Raw genomic sequence first — 26,523 nt, forward strand, 5'->3', positions numbered from 1 at the left:
TGGAGAATTAGTTTTATGCTCGAACACCTCTCGTGGGATGCCCCTATTATTGCGGATGTTGAGGTTCTCGTGTGCGGCGGCGGCCCCGCCGGGCTTGGCGCAGCGTTGGCATCAGCGCGCCAGGGCGCGCACACGATGCTCATCGAGCAGCAGGGCTGTTTGGGCGGCGTCGCCACCAGCAGCCTGATCGGCACGTGGTTCGGCAGCTACTCGCGCGATGGCCGCTACCCGGTGATCGAGGGCGTCTTCAAGGAAATCGTGGACCGGCTGGTGGCCGAAGGCTCGGCCAAACCCCCGACCAACGACCTCGATGGCGGATCGGCCTACAGTGGCTATGCGCCGTGGCATCGCGGCACCGTGCCCTTCGAGTTCGAAGCGGCCAAGCGACTGTTCGACTGCATGGCCCAGGAAGCCGGAATCACACTGCGCTTCTTCACTACGGCGTTGTACCCCAAGATCGAAGACGAACGCATCACGGGCATGTTCGTCGCGTCGAAGGCCGGAATCGAGTTCATCCGCGCGCAGACGGTGATCGACGCCACCGGCGACGCGGACGTCGCGTTCCGCGCGGGATGCCCGATGCTGATCGGCCTGGAGGAAGAGGGCCACCGGGGCTGGATGTCGCCCGGCGCGATGTCGTTCGTACTGGAAGAAGTGGACGCACAGGCCTACGGCGATTACTGCCGGGCCGGGGATTACCGCTTCCGCGACATGATCAAGCACCTGCGCGAAATTGGCGAATGGCCCTACACCGACGACATTTTCATTGCGTTCGAACTGCCCAACCCCAAACAGTATTACGTCAAGGTCAGCCCGACCACGCACGAGCAGGGCTTCGACGGCACCGACCCCGACGTGCTGACGCTTGGCATGACCAGAGGCCGCCAGGAAGTCCACCGACTGCTGACCGTCCTGCGTAAGTACTTCCCCGGCTTCGCCCATGCGCGCCTGTCGCAGACCGCGCCGGTGATCGGCGTGCGCAATACGCGGCGCATCATCGGTGAGTATCAGGTTGCCACCAGCGACGTGCGCGACGGGCGTCACTTCGCGGACACCATCGCCCTGACCGGCTATCACTGGGATATGGCGACGCCCGGCACAGAGCAGCGCCTGCTGCACAAAGTCGAGATCGCCCTGCCCTACGCCGAAATCCCCTACGGCTGCATCATCCCCAAGACGGTCGACAACTTGCTGGCCCCGGGCCGCGCGATCTCGGCGGAATGGGACGTGCTGGGACCGTTCCGCATCATGCCCGCCGCGTTTGCGATGGGCCAGGGTGCAGGCACGGCGGCGGCGATGGCGGCGCACAGCGGCATCGCCATGCGCGACGTGGACGTTCCGGCGCTGCGCGAGCGGTTGCGCGCCCAAGGCGCGATCGTGGACGGGCCGGAAGGCTAGGAACGAACGATGTCCCCCCAACTTCCAAATCTGGTTGTCATCACCTGTCACGACCTGGGCGCCACTCTCGGCTGCTACGGCAAACCGATCCATACGCCAAACCTGGACGCCATCGCCGGACAGGGCGTGCTGCTCGAAAATCACTTCGCGCCCGCGTCGATCTGCTCCCCGGCACGCGGATCGCTGTGGACCGGCTGTTATCCGCACACACACGGCCTGATGGGCCTGATGCCGCGCGGTTGGGAAGTGGACGCGGATCGCTGCCCGCCGCTGCCCATGCTGCTCAAGGACGCGGGCTACGAAAGCCACCTATTCGGCGTGCAGCACGAACATTGGGATCCCGCCCGTCTGGGCTATGACGCCATCCACAAGCTGCCGTCCGAGTTCTGCGACGACGTGACACCCGCCGTGGTGGACTGGCTGCGCGCGCATGCGGACGGCGAGACGCCATTCCTGGCGACGGTTGGCTTCTTCGACCCGCACCGCATCGGTCTCGCCAGCCAGGGCTACCGCCCCGACCTGCTCAACCAGCCGCCGTCGCACTTCTGGCGCGACGTGTACACCAGAGTCGATCCCGATACGGTCGAGGTGCCGCCGTTCCTGCTCGATACGCCCGTGCAGCGCGCGGAGCTGGCCGACTTTTACGCCGCGATCGAGTTCGTCGATCAGCAGATCGGCGCAATCATGCGCACGCTGGACGAAACCGGGCTGGCCGATAACACGCTGCTGATGTTCGTCATCGATCACGGCGCGTCGTTCCTGCACGCCAAGGGCACGCTGTACGACGGCGGCACGAAGGTCGCGTGCATGCTGCGCTGGCCGGGTGTGATCCCGGCGGGGCAGCGTGTGACGGGGCTGACCAGCCACGTGGACATCGTGCCAAGCCTGCTGGATCTGCTCGGTTTGCCGATTCCGGCGCATGTCGAAGGGCAGAGCCTCGCGGACGTGCTGCGCGGCAGCGACAGCGTCACGCGCGATTACGTCTATGCCGAAAAGAACTACACGCAGTACTTCGACCCGCAGCGCATGGTGCGCTCGGAGCGGTTCAAGTACATCCGGCGTGGGATTCGCAGCTCGATCTTCGACTTCGTGCTGACCGAGCTGGAAATGAGCGCGCCGAGCTTCCGCAACAACAAGGACGTGTTCGGATTTTACTCCTGCGCGCGGCGCACCGAGGAACTCTACGATCTCGACGCGGACCCCGCCGAACTGCACAACCTGGCCGAAGATCCGGCCTACGCGGACACGCTGAACGCCCTGCGTGCCGCGCTGGATCGCCACCTGGATGCCACCGCCGACCCGTTCCGCGACCTGCGCATCACGCCGCAGATGCCTGCGGACGTCTATGCCGAAATGAAGCGGGCGAGGTAGGCTGCGATGAACTCACGCGAGCGTATCAAGACATCGCTGGCGTTCCGGGAACCGGACCGCATCGGCAAGGGGGACGCCTATTGGGAAGATACGCTCACCCGCTGGTACGACGAAGGACTGCCGCACGACGCCGATGTGAAGGGCGTCTTCGGGTTTGACATCGAGCCGATCTTCATGGACGCCTCGCTGCGACTGCCGGAAACGCTGCTCGAAGACACCGACGAATACACCATCCGCCAGGACAAGATCGGCTACACGGCCAAGCAGTGGAAAGGCCGTTCCGGGGCGCTGGGCTACCTGGACCACATGATCAAGACGCGCGAGGATTGGGATCGCCTCAAGAGCCGCCTCGCAGTGGACTTTGGCGGCACGAGCCGCATTCACACCGTCTCGTACTTCGAGCCGTTCGTGCCGTACCCCACCTGGGCGGAGATGGGCGCGACCTTCCGCGATTTACTCGCCAAAGAGCGCTACTTGCTGCTGCACGTCTACGGCCCGTGGGAAGCGACGTGGCGCAAGCACGGCTTCGACACGTCCCTGATGACGCTGGCGCTGGAGCCTGAGTTCATCGCGGACATGTGCGAAACGCACGTCGATCTGGTGATCGCCACGCTCGACCGCGCGCGGGAAGAGGGCATCGTGCCGGACGGCCTGTTTATGGTCGAAGACCTGGGCATGAGCACCGGGATGATGTTTTCACCGCGCATGTACGCGCAGGTGATCTACCCCGCACACAAACGCCTGGGCGACGCGCTGCACGCGCGCGGCATCGACTATTTCATGCACAGCGACGGCGACATCCGCACGGTAATCCCGCGCCTGATCGAGGCGGGCGTGCAGGTGCTCCAGCCGCTGGAAGCCAAGAGCCGCATGGACGTGCGGACGCTCAAGGCGGAGTACGGGCGCGATCTGGTGTTCTTCGGCAACATCGACGTGCGCAAGATGTCCGCGTCGAAGGCCGAGCTTGAAGAAGAAGTGCGTACCAAGCTGGCTGCGGTGATGCCGGGCGGCGGGTATATCTACCACTCCGATCACTCGGTGCCGCCGACCGTTAGTTTTGAAAACTACTGTTTCCTGATGGATCTCTTAAGTCGATACGGTTCTTACTGACCGTTGGAGGACAATACAACGATGCATCAATTTTCAGGTACGTGGCCCGCGCTCGTAACGCCGTATACGGCGGATAATGCAATCAACGTCGATACGGTGGTCAAGCTCGTGTCCTACCACCTGGAGAAAAACGTCGGCGGCTTTTATGTCTGCGGCAGCACGGGCAGCGGCGTGTACCAATCCGTGGCCGAGCGCAAGCTGATGGCCGAAACGGCACTGAAGACGGTCGCCGGACGTGTGCCGGTCGTGGTGCACGTTGGTGCGGTGGCGCTGGTGGACGCGATCGATCTCGCGCGGCACGCCCAGGAACACGGCGCGGCAGCGTTCAGCAGCATCATCCCGCCGCTGTATCCCCACATGAGCGACGTGCTCGACTATTACGAAGCACTGGCAAGCGCCGTGCCCGATTTTTCATTTTTTCCCTATCTGGCCCGGCCCGAAGTCAACGCGCTCGATCTGGTTCGCAAGCTGATCCACCTGCCCAACGTGGTCGGGACCAAATACACCGGGCCGAACATGTACGAATTCAAGCAGATCGCATCCCTGCGCGACGAGAACTGGTCAGTCTTTTCGGGCATGGACGAGCAGAGCATCTTCGCGGCGATGAGCGGTTCGTGCGGGCACATCGGCTCCACGCTGAACTTCATGCCGGGCGCATACGCCAGGATTCGCGCGCACGTCCTCGCCGGGGAACATGACTCCGCGCTGAGCTTGCAGCAGCAGGCCAACGCCGTGACGCGCGTGCTGCTCAACCACGACTTCGGCGGCACACTGTACGAGACGATGAGCATCCTCGGCTTCGACTGCGGCACCCCGCGCCTGCCATGGCATCCGCTCTCGGCGGAGGACAAGGAAACTTTCCGCACGGAACTCGAAGCGGCGGGATTCTGGGACGTGGCGAAGATGTAGCGACGGCCTGCAAGCGACCCTGCACGCGTTTGGACTGAACGAGGACTATCACGCATGAAAGTTGCCGCACTCACCTACCAACAGCGCCTCGACGCGCTGCGCGCCACCAAAATGGCCCAGACCCGCGAGAAGCAGGCCGTGCTGGGCGCGATGGACCACGACGACTGGGCCATCGTGCTGCCGCCGCCGGAACTGCGCGAGGTGGTGGACGCGATCAGCGGGTCCGGCGAGCCGATCAAGGACTGCATCTTCAAGGGCTGGCAGCCCAAGGCGAACCACCCGTCCGGCGGGATGTTCGGCCCGCGCGCCGTGGGCGATAACTACCGCGACTTTCTGGAACGTCACCCGGTCTATATCGATCCCATGAGTTCGCTGGCCGGGGCGTATATGTTCAACTTCATGTCGTACCGCAAGCCGTACTGGAATCCCGACTTCGACTTCAGCGACCTCGTGCCGGAGCAGGAAAAGTACAAACTGATCCACGGCATCGGCGGCAGCCAGCACTTTTGCCAGGACCTGCAAATCGGGCTGGACCTGGGCTGGCAGGGCCTGCTGGAAAAGATCCGCGCCTATCGCAAGCAGAACTACCCGCACGGCCACGACTTCTATCATGGCATCGGGCAGGTGGTGCATGGCGTCCAGAACTGGATCGGACGCCACGCCGAGGCCGCCCGCGCGATGGCCGCGCAGGAATCCGACCCGGCGCTGCGGCAGAATCTCGACGAGCTGGCCGCGATCAACGCCTACCTCGTGACCGAACCGCCGCGCACCTTCCGCGAGGCGTGCCAGTGGATTCTGTGGTACCAGATGACAGCGCGCATGTACAACGGCAGCGGATCGCTGGGGCGGCTCGACGTGCTGCTGCTGCCGTACTACGAGCGCGACACGGCGGCGGGCCTGCTCACCGACGAGGAAGCGATCTTTCACGTCGCGTGCCTGCTGCTGCGCGACACGGCCTATCTTCAGCTCGGCGGGCTGGACGCAAACGGCCACGACGTGACAAATCACCTGTCGTACCTGATCCTCGAAGCGGGCCACCGGCTGCGCATCCCGGCCAACATCGGCGTGAGCGTGGGCGCGGGCGTCGATCCGGCGCTGCTCCAGCGCGCGGTCGAGATCATCGTGCAAGACAAGCAGGGCTACCCCAAGTTCCTGGGCACGGATCAGGTGGTCGAGGGCACGGCGAAAAACGACGTTCCGCTGAAAGCTGCACGCCAGCGCGTCTACTCCGGCTGTCACTGGTCGGCCATTCCGGGGCGCGAATATGGCCTGATGGACATCGTGAAGATCAACTTTGGCACCGTATTCGACGTCGCCCTGCGCGACATGCTGGCCGATAGAGACGCGTCGCCGTCGATGGATGCGCTGTGGGATCGCTTCGCGTACCATCTGGGGCGCGCCGTGGACGTGGTAGCTCAGGGGCTGGACGTGCACATGGCGCACATGCACGAGGTCTTCCCCGAACTTGTGCTCGACCTGTGCTGCTACGGCCCGGTCGAAAAGGGCCTCGACGCATCGCACGGCGGCGTGGAATTTTACCTGCTGGGTGTGGATGGGGCGGCACTGGCGACCGTCGCGGACTCCTTCGCGGCCATCGAGCAGCGCGTCATGCAGGAAGGCCGCATGAGCTGGAACGACCTGCTGCGCCACCTGGACGAAAACTGGTCCGGGCCGGATGGCGAGCGCGCCCGGCTGATGATGCGCGGCGTGCCGCGCTTCGGCCACGGCAACACGGCGGCGGACGGGTACGCGCGGCGCATCAGCAATACGTTCAGTGCATTGGTCCACGCCAAGCCCACGCCGGACGGCTTCCGTATGGTCCCCGGCATTTTCTCCTGGGCGCTTACGCTGTCCATGGGGCGCGTGCTGGGCGCGACGCCCAACGGTCGCCGTGCAGGCGAGCCAATCTCACATGGCGCGAATCCGCATCCCGGGTTCCGCAAAGACGGCGCGCCAACCGCGCTGGCGGTCGCCGTGGCAAGCGTGCAGCCCGGCTATGGCAACACCGCGCCGCTGCAAATCGACCTCGAACCGTCCATCGCGCAGGACGATCTCGCGCAGGCGCAGATCGCCAGCCTGATCCGCACGCATTTCGACCTGGGCGGAACGCAAATCAACATGAATGTGCTGGACACGCAAACCCTGCTCGAAGCGTACGAGGATCCGTCGAAGTATCCCGATCTCGTCGTGCGCGTGACAGGCTTCAGCGCCTATTTTGCCAGCCTGTCGCCGGAGTTCCGCAAAATGGTGGTGGATCGGGTGCTCGCCGCCGAAAAAGCCTGAACGAACTGACGCTCTGGTTGGGGCGATGCTGCCCCGTGCCCAGCACGTCACGATCGGGAGCGAAGACTACTTTGCTCCCGATTTTTTCATGAATGCCCGCGTATCACACGCCCGCCGGGGCATCGTAACCGGTCATGGAAATTCAAGCTGTGACCCCGTTCGGAGCGTGACAAAACCCCGGACATGGGAGATTCCTACTATTGCCGGGATCAGCCGGGGCTCGTATAGTGAGGTCGAAATGTTAAGAATGTAAAGACAACGGAGACCATCCCGATATGGGGCGCAGATAGTCGCCATGCGGGGAAAAGGTTCACAGGCAATGACCTACTTAAACTTCCTGACCACAACCGCATAAGCATGTAATCACCGGTCCCGTTTGCGGACCAAACCGGGGCGCTGCGTCAGTTCCTCTGCTGAAAGATCAGGCAGCGTCACACGGATTCAACTCACTTCCGACCAAAATAACCCAGGAGGCTCAGCCGCAGATAGGCCTATCTCAGTGCAAGCCCTGGCTATTTGACGGGCACACTGTAGAGGAACCCAAAACCGCATGGGGCTGCTTAGCCGGCCCGCGCGCCGTGCGGAAAACGCCTAATGCACCAGCCTGACGCAGATAGTCGTTGGAGGGGGGCTGCACAGGCGGACGCGATGCGCCCGAACTTCGGGCGAACTGATGACGGCACTGCCGACAGAATTCGCGAGCACGCGCTGAAGGAGCCGGAATGCTTAGCCTACGTCGTACCGTAATTTACCTGTTGATACTTTGCGCGGTGATCCTGGCCGCGTTTAGCCGGTGGTTGGCCGCCAGCGCCGAGGAAATGACCGAACAGGTCACAGGCGCGCCCAATGACCAGAAGTTTGTCTACGCCGCCCTGGCGACCTGTATTCTGCTGCTGGGATTGATCGGCATACGCATCGTTGTCGCCCGCCTCGACCGCGTGCTGGATCGCTGGCACGTGCCCATGCACCAGGCGCTGCGCATTCAGCGCCTGGAAGTCGCCTCGCCCAATCAGATTCGCAGCGCCATGCATCACAGCCTGCACTCAATGCGCTTTTTGGGCAGCGTGGTGATCGCCGGGATTTACCTCTCGCGCATTCTGGTGCTGTTCCCCGAAGCGGAACCGCTGGCGCTCGAACTGCAAGCGCTGATCCGCATGCCGCTGGAGAAGATCTGGCAGGCGTTCGTCGCTTATCTGCCCAATCTGTTCGAAATCATCGTCATTCTGGTCGTGACACGCTACCTGCTCAAGCTGGTGCACCTGTTCTTCCACGCGCTTGGCATGGGGATCATCGTCGTGCGCGGGTTCTACCCGGACTGGGCCGAGCCGACCTACAAGATCGTGCGGATTCTGGCGGTGGTGTTCGTCGGGTTCATCATCATGCCGCTGCTGCCCGGCTCCGACTCGCAGTTCTTCGAGGAAATCTCGTTTTTCCTGGGACTGCTGGTGTCTCTCGGCTCGACGTCTGCCATCAAGAATATGACCGCTGGCATGGTGCTGACCTATACGCGCTCCTTCCAGATCGGTGACCGCATCTGCGTCAACGGGTCGGTGGGCGACGTGCTGGAAAAAAGCCTGTTCGTGACGCGCATCCAGACCATCAAAAACGAGCAGATCGCGATCCCGAACAGCCTGGTGCTGGACAACGAGATCATCAATTACGCGACGATGGCCGAGACGGACGGGCTGATCCTACACACCTCGATCACCATCGGCTACGACGTGGACTGGCGCCAGGTGCACGAACTGATGATCGCGGCGGCGCTGCAGACCGAGCACATCCACGAAGATCCGGAGCCGTTCGTGCTGCAAACCAGCCTGGATGATTACTACGTGTCCTATCAGGTGAATGCCTACACCGACCGGCCCGACTGCATGGCGACGATCTACTCCGAGATGCACCAGAACATCCTCGACGCCTTCCACGATGCGGGCGTAGAGATCATGTCACCGGCCTACACCGCACTGCGAAACGGGAACGATCCGGCCATCCCGAAGATCCGCCGCGCCAACGAACTACCCCACACAACGCCGCGCCGTCCATCCCGCCCGCCGCAAAGCCAGCCGGTCAGCCTGCCCATGCGCGAGCACGCAGGCGCTGCCCGATAGCTATAGACACAAAGGGATCTTCGAGGACATGGCGATCCTCGAAGATCCCTTCACGCTCACGGGATGTTTACCTCGGCTAATTTGATGCGGCAGTTTCGGTCGCAGCCTCGGTTGCACCGGCAGATGGCCCGCCGAAGATGGCTTCCAACTGCGGCAGGACGGCATCCAGCGCAAACGGCAGGCTCAAGGGAGAACTGAAGCCCAGCGCGTTTTCCGACTGTTCGTCGAGGTAGATTACGCGCCCTTCCTTCACCGCGTCGAGCTGGCCGAACAGCGGATCGGCTTCCAGAGCTTCGCGCCCGCCCTCGATGAACTGCAGGTTGAGGATCGCGATCAGATCCTGGTCGAGCAGGTCAATTCGCTCCGTGCTGAGATTCGAGTAAAACGAGTCGCCCGCAACTTCCAGCAGTTCGTCGGGCATCACGAAGCCCAGATCGGTGAAGAAGCGGCCCCGGCTGTCTTCCGCCGTGTAAAAGCCATAGGTCCCGTCATAGTAGTAGGCGACGGCGACGGTCTTGCCTTCAAAGTCGGGATTGTTGGCGCGGGCGTCCTCGAACAGCCCATCGACGTTCGCCACAATCTCTTCCGCTTCCGCGCTCTTGCCCACCGCCTGCCCGATCTCCAGCGTGACTTCCTGCCAGGGCATGCCGAAGTCGATGTAGTCGTCGGTCTGCGCGATGGTCGGCGCGATCTGCGACAGGGTGTCGTACTCGTCCTGCGTGATGCCGGACGTCACCGCGCTGATGAGGTCGGGCTTCAGCGCCAGGATCGCCTCGTAGTCCAGGCCGCCAAACGGCATGTTGAGCACGACGGGCTGATCCCCCTCGACGTAGTCCTCCGCCCAGGGGAAGATGGCGTTGTCTTCGTCACCATACCAGTAGCGCACCGCGACCGGAGTTACGCCGAGTGCCAGCAGGAAGTCCTGTTCGGTATAGCCGATTGCTACCACACGCTGCGGCGCTTCGGTGATCGTCGTGCTGCCGAACTTGTGCTCGATCGTGACCGGGAACGGATCGTCGTCCTGAGCGTGGCTCGGCACGGCGGCAAAGCCCAACACCAGGGCGAGCACCACCAAAATCAAAACGGCTTTCTTCATTTGACTGCACCTTTCGGGTACGGCTGGCCGCGGCCAGTGTCATCAATACAAAAGGGTCTCACACAAGCACACCCACAGGCTCTTTCACCCGTCCGTTCGAGCGCGGCACGGCTTGATGACGCCGCTTGTGGTGGCCGCGTCGCCCGATCGGCACGCACATCGGCGTGCCGGTGACGGGATCGGGAATCACTTCCGACTTCAGCCCGAACACCTGCAAGATGTTCTCCGGCGTCATGACGTCCTCCGGCTCGCCCTGCGCCACGATCTGCCCACCGCGCATGGCGACGATGGTGTCGGCATAGCGCGCGGCCTGGTTCAAATCGTGCAGCACTATCACGATGGTGCTGCCCTCGGCGTTGAGGTCGTCCAGCAGGTCGAGCACGTCCATCTGGTATGCCAGATCGAGGTACGTCGTCGGCTCGTCGAGCAGCAGCACTTCGGTTTGTTGGGCCAGCGCCATCGCAATCCAGGCCCGCTGGCGCTGCCCGCCGCTGAGCGTATCGACCGGGCGATCCGCGAACATCGACAGGTTGGTCGTGTCCAGCGCGTCCTGCACAATCCGCTCGTCCTCCGCGCTCCATTGCTGGAACCAGTTCTGGTGAGGGTAGCGCCCCTGGGCCACCAGCTCATGCACGGTCAACCCGTCCGGCGCGGTCGGCGACTGCGGCAATATGCCGAGCTGCCGGGCGAGATCGCGTGCCTTCATGGCGTGGATGTCGCGCCCGCTGAGGTAAACGCCGCCCGACGCGGGCTTGAGCAGCCTCGACAGGCCGCGCAGCAGCGTCGATTTGCCGCAGCCGTTCGGCCCCACCAGCGCCGTGATCGTGCCCTGCCGGATGCGCAGGTTAAGTTCATGCACGACGACTGCGCCGCCGTCGTAGGACAGTGACAGGTTGTCGGTGTGGAGTAGTTCGGTCACAAATCCCCCTATCCGCGGGAGCGGTACAACAGAAACATGAAATACGGCGCGCCGATCAGCGCGGTGACGATGCCGATGGGCAGTTCGGAGGGTGCGATCACCCACCGCCCGATCAGGTCCGCGAGCACCAGCAGTGCGCCACCAAACAGCGCCGCCACAGGCAGTAGCCCCTCGTGCGACGGCCCGACGAGCCGCCGTGTGACGTGTGGCGCGACCAACCCCACGAAACCGATCGTCCCAGCCACCGCGACGGCAGCGGCGGCCAGCGCGGAACTGATCACCAGCAGCGCCACGCGCTGCATCTCGACGCGCGTGCCCAGTCCACGCGCGATCTCATCGCCCAGGGACAGGGCGTTAAGCTGGCGCGCCGCCAACAACGCGACCGGCAGCAGCACCAGCAGCCACGTGCCCAACGCGCGGACATGCGACCAGTTGCGCCCATAAACGCTACCCGTCAGCCAGACGTATGCCTGCTGCACATCGGTGATGTCGCCAAAAACCAGCATGAACGAGGTCAGCGCGCCGAGCACCGACGCCAGCGCCACGCCAATGAGGATCAGGCGCACGGGCGTGCTGCCGCCGTTTTTCCACGAGAGCACGTAGATCGCCATCGACGTCAGCAGCGCGCCGCCAAACGCAGCCCACGGCAGCAGTGACAGCGGCACGTCGCGGAACCAGACGATCAGCGCGACCGCCGCCAGCCCTGCCCCGGCGCTGACGCCCAAAATGCCCGGCTCCGCCAGCGGATTGCGCGTGATGCTCTGCATGATCGTGCCGGATGTCGCCAGCGCCGCGCCGACCAGGAACGCGGTCAGAATGCGCGGCAGGCGGAACGTGTCCACAACGAGGTGATCATTGGCGTAATCAGGGTGATCGTGCGGCAGCGTACCGGTCAGCGTGCGCAGCACGTCCCACGGCGAGATGTCGTATTCGCCGTAGCTGATGCTGAACACCAGCACGACGAACGTCAGCGCCAGGATGACCAGCGCAACGCCCGGCACGCGCCGGTCGAGCTTAAACGACAGCCGCAGCCGCCGCGAGCGCAGCGCAATCCAGCCGGGTTTGGTGCTTGAATGGGCGGCCATCAGCGACGCACCTTCCACCGCGCCAGAAAGATGAAGAACGGCGCGCCGAGCACGGCCATCATGATACCAACGGGCAGTTCCTGGGGCCGCAGCACAAGCCGCGCCGCGACGTCCGCCACGGTGATCAGGATGCCGCCCAGGATCATCGAAGAGGGAATGATCCAGCGGTAGTCCACACCGACGACAAAACGCGCGACGTGCGGCACGATCAGCCCGACGAAGCCGATCGGCCCGGCCAGCGCGACCGATCCGCCCGCCAGCAGCACGACCATCACTGCCGCGACCGCCTTGACCAGCAGCGTATTCTGGCCCAGCCCCTTCGCCACGTCTTCGCCCAGGCTGATCGTCGTGATCTGGCGGCTGATCAGCACCGAACCAACCAACCCGGCCAGCACGATCGGCGTCATCTGTCGCAGCAGCTCCATATCGCGCCCGGCCAGCGACCCGGCAGTCCAGAAGCGGATCTTGTCGAGCGTCTCCTGGTCTTGAATCAGGATCGCGGTGGTCAGCGACGAAACGAACGAAGTCAGGATGACGCCCGCCAGCGTCAGTCGCAGCGGGGTCGCCCCGCCCCGCCCCAGCGATCCGAGGCCGTAGACGATCAGCGCCGCCGCTGCTGCGCCAATCAGTGCCGCCAGCGCATAAATCGACATGGGCGGATCGCCAATGAGATACACGGACATCACCACCGCGAAGGCCGCGCCCGCGTTGATGCCCAGGATGCCGCTGTCGGCTAATGGATTGCGCGTTAGCCCCTGCATGATCGCCCCGGCGGCGGCCAGCCCTGCCCCCACCACCACGCCCGACAGCACGCGCGGCAGGCGCACCGTGCGGATGATCAGGTGCTCGAACTGGGTGGAGTCGTAGTGCAGCAGGGCATTGAAGACTGTCTCCGGCTTGATGTCCGCCGCGCCGAGCGTGATGCTCCACACCAGGCAGAGCACCAGCAGCCCGGCAGCGACCGCCAACCCCGGCAGTAGCAGACTCCGCCTGCCGAGCAGACGGGTCGTGTTTGAATGGGCCTGTTTGACTTGAACCGCCATCGCGGTGGCTCCACAGCGATTTTCAGATACGGTCTCGATAAAACGAGAGATTCAAGAAGGCGAGCAGTTCGCCAGCGACCTACAGCCCCGGCCTCTCGACCGCCTATTTTGTCAGATAACGGTGATAGAATCTAGGCCCTTGCTTGAAACCTATCCTGCCGCGATGAGAATCTTTGTTTTCAACTCGCTTTAATTTGGACGGCGCACAGTGGTTTTAGGCAGATCAGAAAACACGGAACAGCATAAATGGGAGGTTGGCGTACGAAGCAAAAACAGAACGGGCCTCATCACTTGAGGCCCGCCATGTTGCAATGGTCCCGGTCAATGCCGCCGGGATCACGTACTCAGATCCTCGCGCATTTGCTCGAACTCGGCCCGGCTGATCTCACCGCGTGCATACCGCTCTTTGAGGATGTCCAGCGCGCGGTACGACGGCTGCCGGACTTCCTCGTTCTCAGGCGTTTGGTGCGGCCTTGATCCCCGTACTCCCTGCAAAAGCCACGCGCCGATCAAAATCAGCCCGCCCCAGAACACGAACATCATCAGACCGCCGAAGATCATCGACTCCCAACCGATTCCTTGATGCGGATACCACATCATTACGCCTCACTTCCCTTGTTGCTGTTCCATTCGGACAGCTTATCGCCCAGGCTTAAAGGTCCTGTGTCGGAAATGTGACGTTTTTGTAAAGCCCCGGTGCGCCTATGTAGCGAGCCAGCGTTTTGCTATGACGCCAACTGTACGCGGCGCAGCAGCTGCGCATTGATCGCCACGATCACCGTGCTCAGCGACATAAACAGTGCGCCCACCGCCGGAGAGAGCAAAATCCCGATGGGAGCCAACACGCCCGCCGCCAGCGGCAGCGCAACCACGTTGTAGCCCGTCGCCCACAGCAGATTCTGGATCATCTTGCGATAGGTCGCACGGCTCAGCTCGAAGATGTTCACCGCGTCGAGGGGGTTGCTGCGCACCAGGATGATGCCCGCCGATTCGATGGCGACATCCGTGCCGCTGCCAATGGCGATCCCAACATCCGCGCGGGTCAGGGCTGGCGCGTCGTTGACGCCGTCGCCCACCATGGCAACCCGTTTGCCTTGTTTTTGCAGCTCCGCGACCTTCTGATCCTTGTGTTCCGGCAGCACTTCGGCAAAGTACGTATCGATGCCGATTTCCTCCGCTACTGCCCGTGCAACCGCTTCGCTGTCGCCAGTCAGCATCGCTACCTCGATCCCCATTGCGTGCAGCCTGCGCACCGCTTCGCGGCTCTCCTGGCGGATGACGTCAGCCAATGCAAACGCAGCCACAGGTTTTGCGTCATCAATGAGATATACGACCGACTGCCCCTTGGTCCCGGCATCGTCACGGAACCGGCTCAGTGCGTCGGGCAAATTGCTCTCCAGCATTTCCAGCAAGCGGGGCCCGCCCACATAGACCGTGCGACCCTCATAGGTGGCCTGAATGCCGCGCCCTTTGATCGCCTCGAAGTCGTTCACCGCAGGCGGCGTGAGATTACGCTCTTGCGCCGCCCGGCGAATGCCGCGTGCGATCAGATGCTCCGAGTCGCCCTCCACCGCCAGCGCGACGGCCAACGCCCGGTCCTCATCCCACCCGTTCGCCGTCGCCACGTTCACCACGCCAAATTCACCCTCGGTCAATGTGCCGGTCTTGTCGAAAATCACGGTATCGATCAGCCGCGCTTCTTCCAGCGCCAACCGGTCGCGCACCAAAATGCCGTTGCGCGCCCCCTGGGACGTGCTGATCGCCACCACGAGCGGCACCGCCAATCCCAACGCGTGCGGGCAGGCGATCACCAGCACCGTCACGGCCCGTTCGAGCACATCCAGCTCGAAACCCACGGCGATCACCCACGCGACAATCGTGATCGCGGCGACGATCAGCGCCACGTAGAACAGCCATCCGGCGGCCCGGTCGGCCAGAATCTGAGTGTTGGATTTACTTTGCTGGGCCTGCTCCACCAGCCGCATGATGCCCGCGAGCGCCGTCTCCTCCCCGGTCGCCGTGACGCGCACACGCAAGCTGCCATCGCCGTTGATCGTCCCGCCGATCACCTCGTCGCCAGGATTCTTCTCCACCGGTTTGGACTCGCCGGTAATCATGGCCTCGTTGACATCCGAGTGGCCTTCTTCGACCCTTCCGTCCGCCGGAACGCTCGCGCCAGGACGGACCAGGATCAGGTCGTCGTTCCGAAGCTGGCTCACCGGGACCTCTTCCGTACCGCCATTGGTGATGCGCTCGGCGGTGTCGGGCATCAGTTTGGCAAGCTCGTTCAGCGCGCCGGATGCCTGTCGCACGCTGCGCATTTCGATCCAGTGGCCCAGCAGCATGATGTCGATCAGGGTTGCCATCTCCCAGAAAAAGCCGCTGTCGGGCGCGGCGAAGACGGCAAACACGCTGTACACAAACGCCACCGTGATCGCCAGTGAGATGAGAGTCATCATCGCAGGCTGACGGTTCTTCACCTCCGGCACCGCCATTTGCAGGAACGGCAGCCCACCGTAGAAGAAAATGGCGATGGCAAACGCCGAGCCGATCCAGCGATCGCCCGCAAACTCGGGCATACTGAAGCCGAACCAATCTTGCAGCATCGGGCTGAACAGCAGCACCGGGATCGTCAGCAGCAGCGATACCCAGAAGCGATTGCGAAACATAATCTCGTGACCGGTGTGATCGACGTGCGCGCCGCCGTGATTGTGACCGCTGTGCGCGGCATGGGCCTGAGGGTCATGATGCTCCGTGGCGCCATGTGTCGCGTGGTCCATCGCCTGCTCTCGCGCATTACCCGTGTGTGCCGAATGGTGCTCCATGTGCTGATCAGCGGCCTCGGGCGAGTGCTCCTCCACAGCGGAGTGTGTATGTTGATCGGGCATGATACCTCCCAGGTGATTGTGTAGAATAGTGACGCGGCAGCGCCACCACAGCCCCCTAAATGGATTCATAAGGGCTGCAAGAAACGGGGGGCAACCACGCCAATTAAAAAGATTATAGGGAATCTAATCTGGCGTTGAATACGCCAAATGGCTCGCCGTCACTCCGGCCATTTGGCTGCAGACAGTTCATTTTTTCAGGCGCTCTGAGTCCAGAACAGCGTCAGGTTCAGGAATATGGGGAACAGATCGAACGAACAGGGGCGTGTCAACGCAGCCGTTACCGATCAACGGGGAAGTTGCTCACCAGCGGAAAATATGCTTAAAAGTGCGCGTGCAATGTATTGGGGGCATGCGAAGGCGTTCGCGCTATCTGGCCGCAACGCCGTGCACGACCTGCTCCACCGGAAAGCTGAAAGGGTCCTGGATCAGAGCAGGAAAACCCAACCGGCTGAGATGCAGGTAGATTTGAGCGCGGCTGGTAGCGGCGGTCTGGATTACGCTCAACAGAATATCCCGCAGCTCGAACGACGCCCCGAGATCCAGGAATACAGGCTCTACCCGATTTTCCAACTCGGTGGGACTCAGTTCAGTGATGAAATCGTGTATTTCCTCTTCCAGCGCATCCCATTCCTCACGAATGGCGGCGCGCGTCGGAAGCTGCGAGTTTTGCAGAAACTCCACCTCGCCATGCCAGAGGTAATTCACCCATAAATTCTCATTCACCACCATGCGAACGATCTGGGTGTGGAGAGAAGGACCGCCGTCGTTCTGGGGCTGCGCGAACTGCGCGTCGCTGAGGGCCGTCACGGCGCGCCAGAGTTGGTCGTTCGCCTGGTAGTGATCGTTGAACAGCTTGAGGAGCGATTCCTTATCCATCTGCGTCTCTCTCCGAAACCCTGAATGGAGCAGTGCTGGAGCGTTCTTGACGGGATTGGAGACCTATGATCCTTCTTGGGAATTTGGAACATAAGTTCTATTATTATAATATTATTTACCCCCAAAAGTCAAGTTTCATTGGGCGCGCTTTGAGTGATTCCTGCCTGAAAATGCATCCCCGTCTACGCTCCTAGCCATAGTCTCCAGGCCGGAGGAGACGTCCGAATACGCAAGCGGCCAGCCCTGTGGACGTTGCACGGGGCTGGCCGCTTTTCAGCAGTCATAATCCGAACGAGGACTTACTGGCCGCACGCACCCTGAGGCGCCACATACCCCGCGCTGACCCAACCCCGCAGCCCCTCATAGTCCACGTAGAACCAGCCGTCCGTACGCTCAAACGCGGTCAGGGTCACATTGTACGGGAGTATACGGATCACCGCGCTGCCATCGTCCGGCTGCTCGCGCAGGTTAAGAATGTGATTGGTCGTCACCATGCAGCCCGCCAGCGAGGTCGTGAAGCCGGTGTTCGCCGGAACGACGCCCGTTACGCTGGCCGATCCACTGACCAGCACCACCGTCCCCGCGTTTGGCACACTCGTGCAGGTGTAACCATCGCGCATGAAAACGGGCAGTTCGACCACCGTGCGCGGCGAGACGGTTGCATCCAGGTACAGGAACACGCCCTCGCCCTGCAAGCAGACCGAAATCGCGTTGTTAAAGAATGGGGTCGAAGTGCCATTTTGATACAGCGCGAACACGTCCACGGCCTGAAGCACGCCGCGCCCAAGCACATCCGGTTTGCCAACTTCGGCGGATTGGCGCACGAAGACCGAATTGTCAACCAGCACGCGGCAGAACACGCCGCCATCGGTTACCGTGCCCTGCGGCACATTAGCGCGAATGATCTCATTGGTCGTCCCGTCAAAGTCGGCGCAAAGCGGCACCGGCTGCCACACCGCAATCGATACGGTTGCCGTGCCACTGCCGCCAAAATCGTTGGCCGCGGTGTAGCGGAAGGAGTCCACCCCTACGAAGCCCGCAGCAGGTGTATAGACGATCTGCCCATTCACCATGACCGTCTGTCCATACGAAGGTTGGCTCATGCCAGCAATGTGCAGCGGGTTGCCATCCGGATCGCTGTCGTTAGCAAGCACGTTCAGCGTGAGCGCCGTGTTTACCCGCGTATCCGCCCCGTCATCATTGGCAATGATCGTGCTCTCTTTCAACACCACGTAAAGCGTCACGGTAGCGCTGCCGCTGTCCGTCGTGCCATCGGTGGCGTGATAGGTAAAGCTGTCGGTGCCAATAAAGCCGGGATTGGGCACATACTCGAACGAACCGTCCGGGTTGAAGGCCGCCATAACGCCGCTGGCAGGATACGTTTCCAGTACGGCCTGTAAGGGAGTGCCGTTTCCGCCCGTATCGCCGTTCAGAACGCCATTCGCGGCATCCACCGTCAGGGGCTGCCCCTTTCCGATCGAATATTCGTCGTTATCGGCGCTAACCGGACCGTCATTGTCCAGGTTGATCGCGTCGGGATCGCTCACAGCTATTCCGTTATACATGGCATCGGTGCTGATAGCCGGGTCGCTGACGATCGAATAGGTAATATCCCCATCGATCACGAGGTCGTCCTGTCCATGCACCGTGATGGTCTGCGGGTTGTTCCAGTCGATATCGGTGAAGACAACCGTCACCGCATTTTGCTGCGTGACGCCATCGGTACTGAGCAGCCCTTCAGCCGTATTGCCACTGGTGAACGTCACACTTACCTGGGCAGTAGGTTGGCTGGTCAGGACAACCGTAAAGATGGCGGTTCCCCCGGCTTCCGTCGTATCGCCGCTGAGCGCCGAAACCGCAACGCCCACGACATCATCATTCGTGATAAGCCCCTGGCCCTGCCCGTCGGATACGCTGGTTGACAGGCCCGTCACGTTTGTAATGTTGACGGTGAACGCCTCATCCAGCTCCGCGATCACATCGCCATTGACGGTGACGCTGAACGTATAGGTGGATGCCCCGGCGGGGATCGTTTGCCCGATCAGACTTTGCGCAACGTAGTCACTGCCCGCAGCAGCCGCACCGTCTGCCGTGGCGATGTCAAATGCCACGCCGCCCGGGCCCGCCGGGCTCGTCAGGCTGACCGTAAACGTGAAGGTCGTGGTTCCGGTATTGCCCTCCGCCAGCGTCACATCATTGACGCTGAGCGCAGTGGCGTCATCGTTTGTGATGGTGCCCTGGCCCTGGCCGTCGCCCAGGCTGGCCGAAAGCCCGCTGATGTTCGTCACATTCACCACGAACGCCTCGTCCGTTTCGACCGCCGTGTCGCCGTTGACGGTGACGTTGAACGTGTAGGTATCGAACCCCGCCGCGATGGTTTGCCCGGTCAGGCTTTGGGCCACGTAGTCGCTGCCCGCAGCAGCCGTACCGTCCACCGTGGCGATGTCGAACGTCACCCCGCCCGGCCCCGCCGGGCTCGTCAAACTCACCGTGAAGGCAAAGATCGTAGCCCCGGCGTTCCCCTCCGCCAGAGTCACGTCATTGATGTTGAGCGTGGTGGCATCGTCGTTGTTGATCGTGCCCTGACCCTGCCCGTCGCCCAGGCTGGCCCCGATCCCGCTCACGTTCGTCACGTTCACGGTAAACGCTTCAGCCGCTTCAACCGTTGTGTCGCCGTTGACCGTGACGTTGAACGTGTAGGTATCAAACCCCGCAGCGATGGTTTGCCCGGTAAGGCTTTGGGCCACATAGTCACTGCCCGCCGTCGCGGTGCCATCCGCCGTGGCGATGTCGAACGTCACGCCACCCGGCCCTGCCGGGTTTGTCAGGCTGACCGTGAAGGCAAAGATCGTGGCCCCGGCGTTACCTTCCGCCAGAGTCACGTCATTGATGTTGAGCGTGGTGGTGTCGTCGTTGTTGATCGTGCCCTGGCCCTGACCGTCACCCAGGCTGGCTCCGATCCCAGTCACGTTCGTCACGTTCACGACGAACGCTTCAGCCGCTTCAACCGTCGTGTCGCCGTTGACGGTGACGTTGAACGTGTAGGTATCAGCCCCGGCGGCGATAGTCTGCCCGATCAGAGCCTGCGGCACGTAGTCACTGCCTGCCGTCGCCGTGCCGTCCGCTGTGGCGATGTCGAACGTCACGCCGCCCGGCCCCGCCGGATTCGTCAGGCTGACGGTGAAGGCGAACATTGTCGTCCCGGCATTCCCTTCCGCCAGAGACACGTCATTGATGCTGAGCGTAGTGGTATCGTCGTTGTTGATCGTGCCCTGACCCTGACCATCAGAGACAACAGCGCCCACCACGTTGGTCACGTTCACCACGAACGTTTCGTTGTCTTCAACCGCCGTGTCACCGTTGACCGTGACGTTGAAGGTATAGCTATCGACCCCGGCGGCAATCGTCGCAGCGGTCAGGCTTTGCGCCACGTAGTCGCTGCCAGCAGCAGCCGTGCCGTCCGCCGTGGCGATGTCGAACGTCACCCCGCCCGGAGCAGCCGCATACGACAAACTGACTGTGAACGCGAATGTCGTGGTTCCGGCATTTCCTTCAGTCGCTGTCACGTCGCTTATGATAAGCAGTGGATCGTCGTCATTGGTAATGGTGCCCTGTCCCTGCCCATCCCCGATGCTGGCGCCGATCCCGCCTATGTTCGTGACGTTCACGAAGAAGTTTTCGTTCAGTTCACTTGCCGTATCACCGTTGACGGTGACGTTGAACGTATATGTATCACTCCCAGCGGCGATCGTCTGTCCGGTCAGAGTTTGGGCCACATAGTCACTGCCCGCAGTGGCGGTGCCGTCGGTGGTGGAGATGTCGAACGTCACGCCGCCCGGCCCTGCGGGGTTCGTCAGGCTCACCGTGAAAGCAAAGGTGATCGTCCCAGCATCGCCTTCCGCCAGACTCACATCACCGATGTTGAGCGTGGTGGTATCATCATTGTTGATCGTGCCCTGCCCCTGACCGTCCCCGATGCTGGCCCCGATCCCGCTGATGTTCGTCACGTTGACGAAGAAGGTTTCATTGTCTTCGACGACCGTATCGCCGTTGACGGTGACGTTAAACGTGTAGGTATCCGCTCCGGCGGCGATCGTCTGCCCGGCCAGGCTTTGGGCCACATAGTCACTACCCGCAGTGGCGGTGCCATCCGCCGTGGCGATGTCGAACGTCACGCCACCCGGCCCTGCCGGGTTCGTCAGGCTGATTGTGAAGGCAGCGGTGACGGTTCCAGCATCCCCTTCCGTCAGCGTCGCATCGCTGACGTTAAGCGTGGTGGTATCATCATTGCCGATCGTGATCTGCCCCTGTCCATCGGAGATGATCGCGCCCGCCGCATTCGTGGCGTTCACGAAGAAGGTTTCGTCATCTTCAATGGCTGCATCGCCGTTGACGGCGACGTTGAACGTATAGGTACTGGACCCGGCGGGGATCGTCACACCGGTCAGGCTTTGGGCCACATAGTCGCTGCCCGCCGCCGCCGTACCATCAGCGGTGCCAACGTCGAACGTCACGCCGCCCGCCTCAGCCGGGATCGACAGATCAACGGTGACAGCAAAGATCGTCGTGCCGCTGTTGCCCTCGTTCTGAACCATGTCGTTCACGGTAATAGCCGGAAGGTCATCATTGGTGATCGTGCCCTGTCCCTGCCCATCGCCAATGCTGGCCCCGATCCCGCCGATGTTCGTGACGTTGACGAGGAGGGTTTCATCCGGCTCGCCCGTCGTATCGCCGTTGACGGTGACGCTGAACGCATAGGTGCTAGCCCCGGCGGGGATCGTCTGGCCGGTCAGGCTTTGGGCCACGTAGTCGCTGCCCGCCGTGGCGGTGTCATCGGCGGTGGCAATGTTGAATGACACGCCGCCCGGCCCTGCCGGATTTGTCAGACTCCCCGTGAAAGCGAGGGTTGCGGTCCCGCTGTTTCCCTCCATCACGCTCGCGTCGCTGATATTCAGCGTGGTGGTATCATCATTGTTGATGGTACCCTGCCCCTGACCGTCGGTGACACTCGCTCCAACGACGTTGCTCAAATTGACAAAGAAAGTTTCATTGTCTTCGAGGATCGTATCGCCGTTAACAGTGACGGTAAACGTGTAAGAAGATGATCCGGCGGGGATCGTCTGCCCGGTCAGGCTTTGGGCCACATAGTCACTGCCCGCGGTGGCAGTACCGTTGGCAGTGGTGATGTCGAACGTCACGCCCGATCCTTCAGCCGCCGCAGACAATCCCGCTGTGAAAGTCAGGGTCTTTGTCCCGCTGTCACCCTCCGTCACTGCCACGTCGTTAACGGAAATTCCAGGGAGCACCGGGGCAACCGTGATCGTAAAACCGCCGACAGCTCTGGGAGCCCACGACGTCGTAACCAACGTGTAATTTACGCCCGTTGTGAGATAGTGAGTGATCGTCGGGTATTGGTTAAGGCCGCCGACTACATGAAGCGCATTGGTTAATGAGCTGCTCGGGTTAAAGGCCCCTCCATAGAGAATGGTTGAGGAGCCGCATACGCCGTTATCCGCACGGCAGATGTTGCCGGAGATAGAAATGTTATAGGTCCGGCTTTCACTGACAGTAAACACCTGCGAACTGTAGTACCAATCTGAAGTACCGAGAGTTCTTGTCGGTGGATTTCCGAGATCGGGAGGATCAAAGGTTGGCCCACCGGTTAAGGCTCCCGACCAACTGTCAGGCCCTGCATAAACAGGTTGGGTCGGCAGCGCCAGGAGCAGAACGATTCCAGATAACAAAATAACTAATAGAATTCGAACCCTCACCGACGTACACTGTCTCATCGATCCCCCACGAGCATCGTGCAGCACTCAAGAATTTATTCAGATCATGATCTTTGTAGTTGGCAGTAGAGAGGGAGGGTGGCTCGCAGAGGCATGATCTTAACTAGTATACCGTATAACAAGGTATTTAGCATAACAGAGAGAGTTACAGTGACGTAACTGGGTCACCTCAAATCATATTCTTTCTCGATCTATAAGGGTCAGACCATTATTTATACTTATATCTTTGGAACACTTGCAGCTCCAGGCGCGATGAGTAACACACCTCACCGGGTAGAACGAGCCAGGGATGTCCACGCGTCTGGGAGCATCGTCATACCCCGGTGCAGCAATGCGGGATCCTGTGTGATCCGCAGAGCGGTCATTGTGCAGTATTCGGTTCCAACGTGTAAATATCCTGGCCGGATGAGTCAGCGCGCAGCCCGCCTTCCTGAAGCGCAGCAGAGACGTTGAGCATGATCAGCACCACGCAGGCCACCACCAGCAGAGTCAGGAAGACTGGGATCGGCTGGCTTTTTCTGGCGTTGTTTTTTTGTCCATCGTGTCAGGGTCCACCCTCGTATGCGGCCAATAAACTCGATCACCGGATCGATCGGGCACAGGTACGTGCAGAACGGACGCCGGATGATGAGCGACGAGAACAGGATCAAAACCAGGAACATCCAGGGGAAGAACCCCCCGGTCATGGCAAACAGCGTCCCGAACGGTTCGTAACTGGTCGCGGCGGGCTGTCGCAGCGCCAACCCCAGCAGGATCGCCGCCAGCGCCAGCCCGCGCTGAAGCTGTTTAAAGCGCGGATAAAACGGCTGGGGCCGGTAGATCTGCGCCCCGCCAATCGCGCCCAGGCATTCCTGCACGCCCCCAAATGGGCAGAACCAGGAACAATACGGATTTCTGCCACGCGCAAATGTAGCCAGCACCACCCCGCCGAACAGCAAATACCAGTACAGGTGTGTATGCCAGTCGGGCCAGTAGCCGGACAAAAACGCCGTAAAGTGCGCCAGCGTCAGGGGCTTGTTGAGTATGAAGCCCAGCATAACAACGCCTACGCCAAGCATCCCCAGCCGGATCCAGCGCTTAGCCTTGCTGTTCCGGCTGCGCGAGGTGAAAAAGCCGCTGGCAAACAGCGCGATCAACGTCACCTCCGGCCAGCCGAACACGATCCCGGTCGAGCCGGTAATCTGAGTCGAGTGAAGCGTGTTGACGGCCCGCTCGATGGCGAGCGCAACGGCTTCGGAACTCAGCGTCGCGCCAGTGACCGCATCGACGTCACGGCCAAGCTGGAGCGGCTCGGAACCGGTGTAACCGAGGAAGCGGTTGAAGTATCCGTCTTCGCGCAGCCAGTCGAAAAAGCCCGGCGTTTCGTGCTGTTCGATCACCTGAACGCCGACCACCTACCCGCCGGGATCGACGCCCACGAGCATCGAGACCGGGCCGCCATAACCAGCAGCCTCCCCCACCGCCGCGTAACCCAATGGCGTTTCGCTGTCATTGCCATACGCCACATACACGCCATTTTGATCGCTCACACGCTGGGTGCCGGGCAGTACATTTTTGACGAGCGCGGTGACGTTAGAGCCGGTGCGCAGATAGCCCACACACCACGCAGCCGCAACCAGAACCAAAACCGCAGCCGCCTGCCACTGTTCGCGGCGGCGGCGGCGCAGATAGCGAGCATGAGGCGTTTCAACGGTGGAGCCAGCAGTCAAAGTCATCGGGTTCAATTAACGGCATGCAATAGACGACGAGAGCAGCCAGCGGCGCGCGTCGGTCATCACGACAGCCAACGGCGGCTCCTCGCCGCACCAATAGCAGATGGTTCCCTCCGCCGCGGGGCGGCCACACTGCGCGCACGATGCGATTGGGCGCTGCATGATCGGCTGGCGCTCGAAGGGTGACGCAGTGGACGCCTGGGAACGCGTGATCGTACCGACCGGGCAGCTCGCCCAGCAGATGCGGCAGTCCACGCATTGGCCGGGCCGGAACGCGATCGTATACCGGTCCGCCTCGACGCAAACCTCCAACGCGCCCGTGGGGCAGTAATCCGTACAGGCGTCACAGGTCACGCAGTCCGCGCCGACTGTAATCGACGGCCACGCCGTAACGGGCGCTTCGGGCGCTGCCTGGGCGCGACTGGCAAACACAGAGGCGGCGTGTGCCATCCATGCGGGCAAGCGTGGCGTTTTCTTTGGAGATTCCTGCCCTGTCCAGGGGATATCAAATACGTTCTGTGCGCGACCAGCACGAGATCGTTCGCTGGCAAACAGCATCTTAAAAAAGCCCCGGCGCGACACGCGGCGATGTTCGCCGCTAAGCACGGGGCGCTGCACCTCCGCTCCGGCATCGGCGGACATCACGAGGCAGGTGATACACGCATCGTGCCCGGAATCGCGCAGCCAGTCGTTGGCAACATCCGTCGCGGACCGAATCTCGCCCGAAACGCCTGCCAGCGGACAATCTGCGCACGCATCCAATCGCGCACATACGGCCCGGTCCAGGCCCATCTCGAACCACGAGCCGGGCGACATTGCCGCAAGACAGGTCGGAATTTGCAGGCTGCCCACATCGGGCCGCCCCGTCTCCGGGCGTGGATGGTGCGCGCAGAACAGATCGACCACATCGTTCAGCTCGGCAATGTTCGCAACCGGAGTACGCTCGCTCCAGTAGGGCGCCTCGAAGACTTCCGCCGGGCAGATATGCAGGCACAGGCCGCACCCCACGCACCGATCGAGATCCAGGGATACACTGTTCCCGCTCAGGGTCACGGCCTGCGCGGGACAAAGCGTGCTGCATAAATCGCACCCGGCGCTGCTGTGCCGGGCGTTCAAACAGTGCTGAAGGTGCAGCTCCGTCGGACGTGTGACGAACGGAAACGCGGCCATGACCTCCTCCCTTCCGGCTACCGGGGCTGATATGCGCCCGTTTCCAGGCGCAAGAATGTCGCGGCAAGCGCGGCGAAACAGCGATAGAACCGCTCCTCGGTAAGTTCCTGCACGCGGCAGAACAACGTGACGCCCCAGGTGCCCAGGTGCTCGTCGAGGAATGTCTGCTCTGTTCGGCGCCACTTTTTCGCCATGGCGTTATTTCCGGCGTCCCAGGCTTCCGATTCCTTGCCACACAGGTACACCAGAAATTCCAGCTCGATCGTCAGATGGTCGGGGGAATTTTTCGAGACCATGTGCAGCCCGGCATCCCGATAGCAGCGGTCCACGACCATCGCAGTGGGGCTGGCGATGAGCAGCGGCTGGCTGGTCGCGGTCGCTTCTTCGCGGTACAGCGTCTCGTAGATCGGGATCAACGGCACGCGCGGATTATTGAACAGGCGCATATACTCCACCCGCAGTTGGCTCAACACCGCCGCCGGATCATCGTCACGGCACCGCGACGACAGTTCGACCAAGCCGTTCAGCGAGGCTGTGTACTGCGCTTCACTCAGGGCCAGCGCGCTCAGGCTTTGCCGGAGATCTTCGACCAACGTACCAATCTGCAAGTCAAAAATGAGATCGCTGGTGGGGTTGGAAAAACCGATCGCCAGCAGGCGGTAAAGATCGCTGCGATGCTGCGCGAGTTCGGCCAGTTTGGAAAAAGCGGCAGTCGCCGCGTCGTCTGCAAGAGTCATCATGTCAGTCCTCCCCGGAAGCAGGCACG

General features: G+C 62.0%; 17 protein-coding genes and 1 pseudogene. 6 read left to right on the plus strand and 12 right to left on the minus strand.

Features of this window, described 5'->3' with window-relative positions:
* The first annotated feature begins 15 nt into the window (after nt 1-15).
* The 6 genes from V7116_RS01515 (at nt 16) to V7116_RS01540 (ending at nt 9,179) form a co-directional block, all read left to right on the plus strand.
* Nucleotides 16-1,398 carry an FAD-dependent oxidoreductase gene (locus V7116_RS01515; RefSeq protein WP_324389687.1) on the plus strand — a complete coding sequence of 461 codons (1,383 nt, stop codon included), beginning with the start codon at nt 16-18 and terminating at the stop codon, nt 1,396-1,398.
* A gap of 9 nt (nt 1,399-1,407) precedes the next feature.
* On the plus strand, nt 1,408-2,769 hold the full coding sequence (locus V7116_RS01520) for a sulfatase family protein (RefSeq protein WP_324389689.1): 1,362 nt from the start codon (nt 1,408-1,410) through the stop codon (nt 2,767-2,769).
* Nucleotides 2,770-2,775: 6 nt separating this feature from the next.
* A complete protein-coding gene (locus V7116_RS01525; RefSeq protein WP_324389691.1) occupies nt 2,776-3,879 on the plus strand; it encodes a uroporphyrinogen decarboxylase family protein in 1,104 nt (367 codons plus the stop codon).
* 21 nt (nt 3,880-3,900) lie between these two features.
* The gene (locus V7116_RS01530) at nt 3,901-4,788 is read left to right on the plus strand and encodes a dihydrodipicolinate synthase family protein (protein ID WP_324389693.1); all 888 of its coding nucleotides are present in this window, start codon (nt 3,901-3,903) and stop codon (nt 4,786-4,788) included.
* Nucleotides 4,789-4,842: 54 nt separating this feature from the next.
* A complete protein-coding gene (locus V7116_RS01535; protein ID WP_324389695.1) occupies nt 4,843-7,071 on the plus strand; it encodes a pyruvate formate lyase family protein in 2,229 nt (742 codons plus the stop codon).
* Between the two features lie 722 nt (nt 7,072-7,793).
* Entirely contained in the window at nt 7,794-9,179 is a 1,386-nt protein-coding gene (locus V7116_RS01540) for a mechanosensitive ion channel family protein (RefSeq protein WP_324389697.1), read from the plus strand.
* A gap of 76 nt (nt 9,180-9,255) precedes the next feature.
* Here the strand turns inward: V7116_RS01540 and V7116_RS01545 are convergent, their stop codons facing one another.
* The 12 genes and pseudogenes from V7116_RS01545 to V7116_RS01600 all read right to left on the minus strand — a co-directional run bounded on the left by V7116_RS01545 (nt 9,256) and on the right by V7116_RS01600 (nt 26,497).
* Nucleotides 9,256-10,275, minus strand: coding sequence for an iron-siderophore ABC transporter substrate-binding protein (locus V7116_RS01545; protein ID WP_324389699.1), 1,020 nt, complete (start codon nt 10,273-10,275; stop codon nt 9,256-9,258).
* Between the two features lie 58 nt (nt 10,276-10,333).
* Nucleotides 10,334-11,194: an ABC transporter ATP-binding protein gene (locus tag V7116_RS01550; protein WP_324389701.1), complete on the minus strand. Its 861-nt coding sequence runs from the start codon at nt 11,192-11,194 to the stop codon at nt 10,334-10,336.
* Between the two features lie 8 nt (nt 11,195-11,202).
* Nucleotides 11,203-12,279 (minus strand): FecCD family ABC transporter permease, encoded by a 1,077-nt coding sequence (locus V7116_RS01555; protein WP_324389703.1) that lies wholly within the window; start codon nt 12,277-12,279, stop codon nt 11,203-11,205.
* Nucleotides 12,279-13,322 carry a FecCD family ABC transporter permease gene (locus V7116_RS01560; protein ID WP_324389705.1) on the minus strand — a complete coding sequence of 348 codons (1,044 nt, stop codon included), beginning with the start codon at nt 13,320-13,322 and terminating at the stop codon, nt 12,279-12,281. Before V7116_RS01560 ends, V7116_RS01555 begins: the two co-directional genes overlap by 1 nt.
* Before the next feature lie 336 nt (nt 13,323-13,658).
* Nucleotides 13,659-13,922 carry an SHOCT domain-containing protein gene (locus tag V7116_RS01565; RefSeq protein WP_324389707.1) on the minus strand — a complete coding sequence of 88 codons (264 nt, stop codon included), beginning with the start codon at nt 13,920-13,922 and terminating at the stop codon, nt 13,659-13,661.
* 125 nt (nt 13,923-14,047) lie between these two features.
* On the minus strand, nt 14,048-16,210 hold the full coding sequence (locus V7116_RS01570) for a copper-translocating P-type ATPase (protein ID WP_324389709.1): 2,163 nt from the start codon (nt 16,208-16,210) through the stop codon (nt 14,048-14,050).
* 366 nt (nt 16,211-16,576) lie between these two features.
* Entirely contained in the window at nt 16,577-17,086 is a 510-nt protein-coding gene (locus V7116_RS01575) for a DinB family protein (RefSeq protein WP_324389711.1), read from the minus strand.
* A 338-nt stretch (nt 17,087-17,424) separates the two neighbouring features.
* Nucleotides 17,425-22,386 (minus strand): annotated as a pseudogene (locus V7116_RS01580) (Calx-beta domain-containing protein); the annotation flags it as partial.
* Nucleotides 22,387-23,285: 899 nt separating this feature from the next.
* Complete coding sequence (locus tag V7116_RS01585; protein WP_324389715.1) at nt 23,286-24,269, minus strand: FMN-binding protein; 984 nt, start codon at nt 24,267-24,269, stop codon at nt 23,286-23,288.
* Nucleotides 24,270-24,590: a hypothetical protein gene (locus V7116_RS01590; protein WP_324389717.1), complete on the minus strand. Its 321-nt coding sequence runs from the start codon at nt 24,588-24,590 to the stop codon at nt 24,270-24,272.
* A 9-nt stretch (nt 24,591-24,599) separates the two neighbouring features.
* Entirely contained in the window at nt 24,600-25,757 is a 1,158-nt protein-coding gene (locus V7116_RS01595) for a 4Fe-4S dicluster domain-containing protein (protein WP_324389718.1), read from the minus strand.
* Between the two features lie 17 nt (nt 25,758-25,774).
* Nucleotides 25,775-26,497 (minus strand): TorD/DmsD family molecular chaperone, encoded by a 723-nt coding sequence (locus tag V7116_RS01600; protein ID WP_324389720.1) that lies wholly within the window; start codon nt 26,495-26,497, stop codon nt 25,775-25,777.
* Between the last annotated feature and the right edge of the window lie 26 nt (nt 26,498-26,523).

The sequence above is a fragment of the Aggregatilinea sp. genome (genome assembly GCF_036822615.1).
GTDB lineage: Bacteria > Chloroflexota > Anaerolineae > Aggregatilineales > Aggregatilineaceae > Aggregatilinea.

Bases quoted from the DNA above. Each gene is read 5' to 3' on its own strand.
- V7116_RS01600 (WP_324389720.1), bottom strand. From the start codon at position 26,497: ATGATGACTCTTGCAGACGACGCGGCGACTGCCGCTTTTTCCAAACTG.
- V7116_RS01520 (WP_324389689.1), top strand. From the start codon at position 1,408: ATGTCCCCCCAACTTCCAAATCTGGTTGTCATCACCTGTCACGACCTG.
- V7116_RS01515 (WP_324389687.1), top strand. From the start codon at position 16: ATGCTCGAACACCTCTCGTGGGATGCCCCTATTATTGCGGATGTTGAG.
- V7116_RS01595 (WP_324389718.1), bottom strand. From the start codon at position 25,757: ATGGCCGCGTTTCCGTTCGTCACACGTCCGACGGAGCTGCACCTTCAG.
- V7116_RS01570 (WP_324389709.1), bottom strand. From the start codon at position 16,210: ATGCCCGATCAACATACACACTCCGCTGTGGAGGAGCACTCGCCCGAG.
- V7116_RS01555 (WP_324389703.1), bottom strand. From the start codon at position 12,279: ATGGCCGCCCATTCAAGCACCAAACCCGGCTGGATTGCGCTGCGCTCG.
- V7116_RS01535 (WP_324389695.1), top strand. From the start codon at position 4,843: ATGAAAGTTGCCGCACTCACCTACCAACAGCGCCTCGACGCGCTGCGC.
- V7116_RS01560 (WP_324389705.1), bottom strand. From the start codon at position 13,322: ATGGCGGTTCAAGTCAAACAGGCCCATTCAAACACGACCCGTCTGCTC.
- V7116_RS01575 (WP_324389711.1), bottom strand. From the start codon at position 17,086: ATGGATAAGGAATCGCTCCTCAAGCTGTTCAACGATCACTACCAGGCG.
- V7116_RS01540 (WP_324389697.1), top strand. From the start codon at position 7,794: ATGCTTAGCCTACGTCGTACCGTAATTTACCTGTTGATACTTTGCGCG.
- V7116_RS01530 (WP_324389693.1), top strand. From the start codon at position 3,901: ATGCATCAATTTTCAGGTACGTGGCCCGCGCTCGTAACGCCGTATACG.
- V7116_RS01545 (WP_324389699.1), bottom strand. From the start codon at position 10,275: ATGAAGAAAGCCGTTTTGATTTTGGTGGTGCTCGCCCTGGTGTTGGGC.
- V7116_RS01565 (WP_324389707.1), bottom strand. From the start codon at position 13,922: ATGATGTGGTATCCGCATCAAGGAATCGGTTGGGAGTCGATGATCTTC.
- V7116_RS01525 (WP_324389691.1), top strand. From the start codon at position 2,776: ATGAACTCACGCGAGCGTATCAAGACATCGCTGGCGTTCCGGGAACCG.
- V7116_RS01590 (WP_324389717.1), bottom strand. From the start codon at position 24,590: ATGACTTTGACTGCTGGCTCCACCGTTGAAACGCCTCATGCTCGCTAT.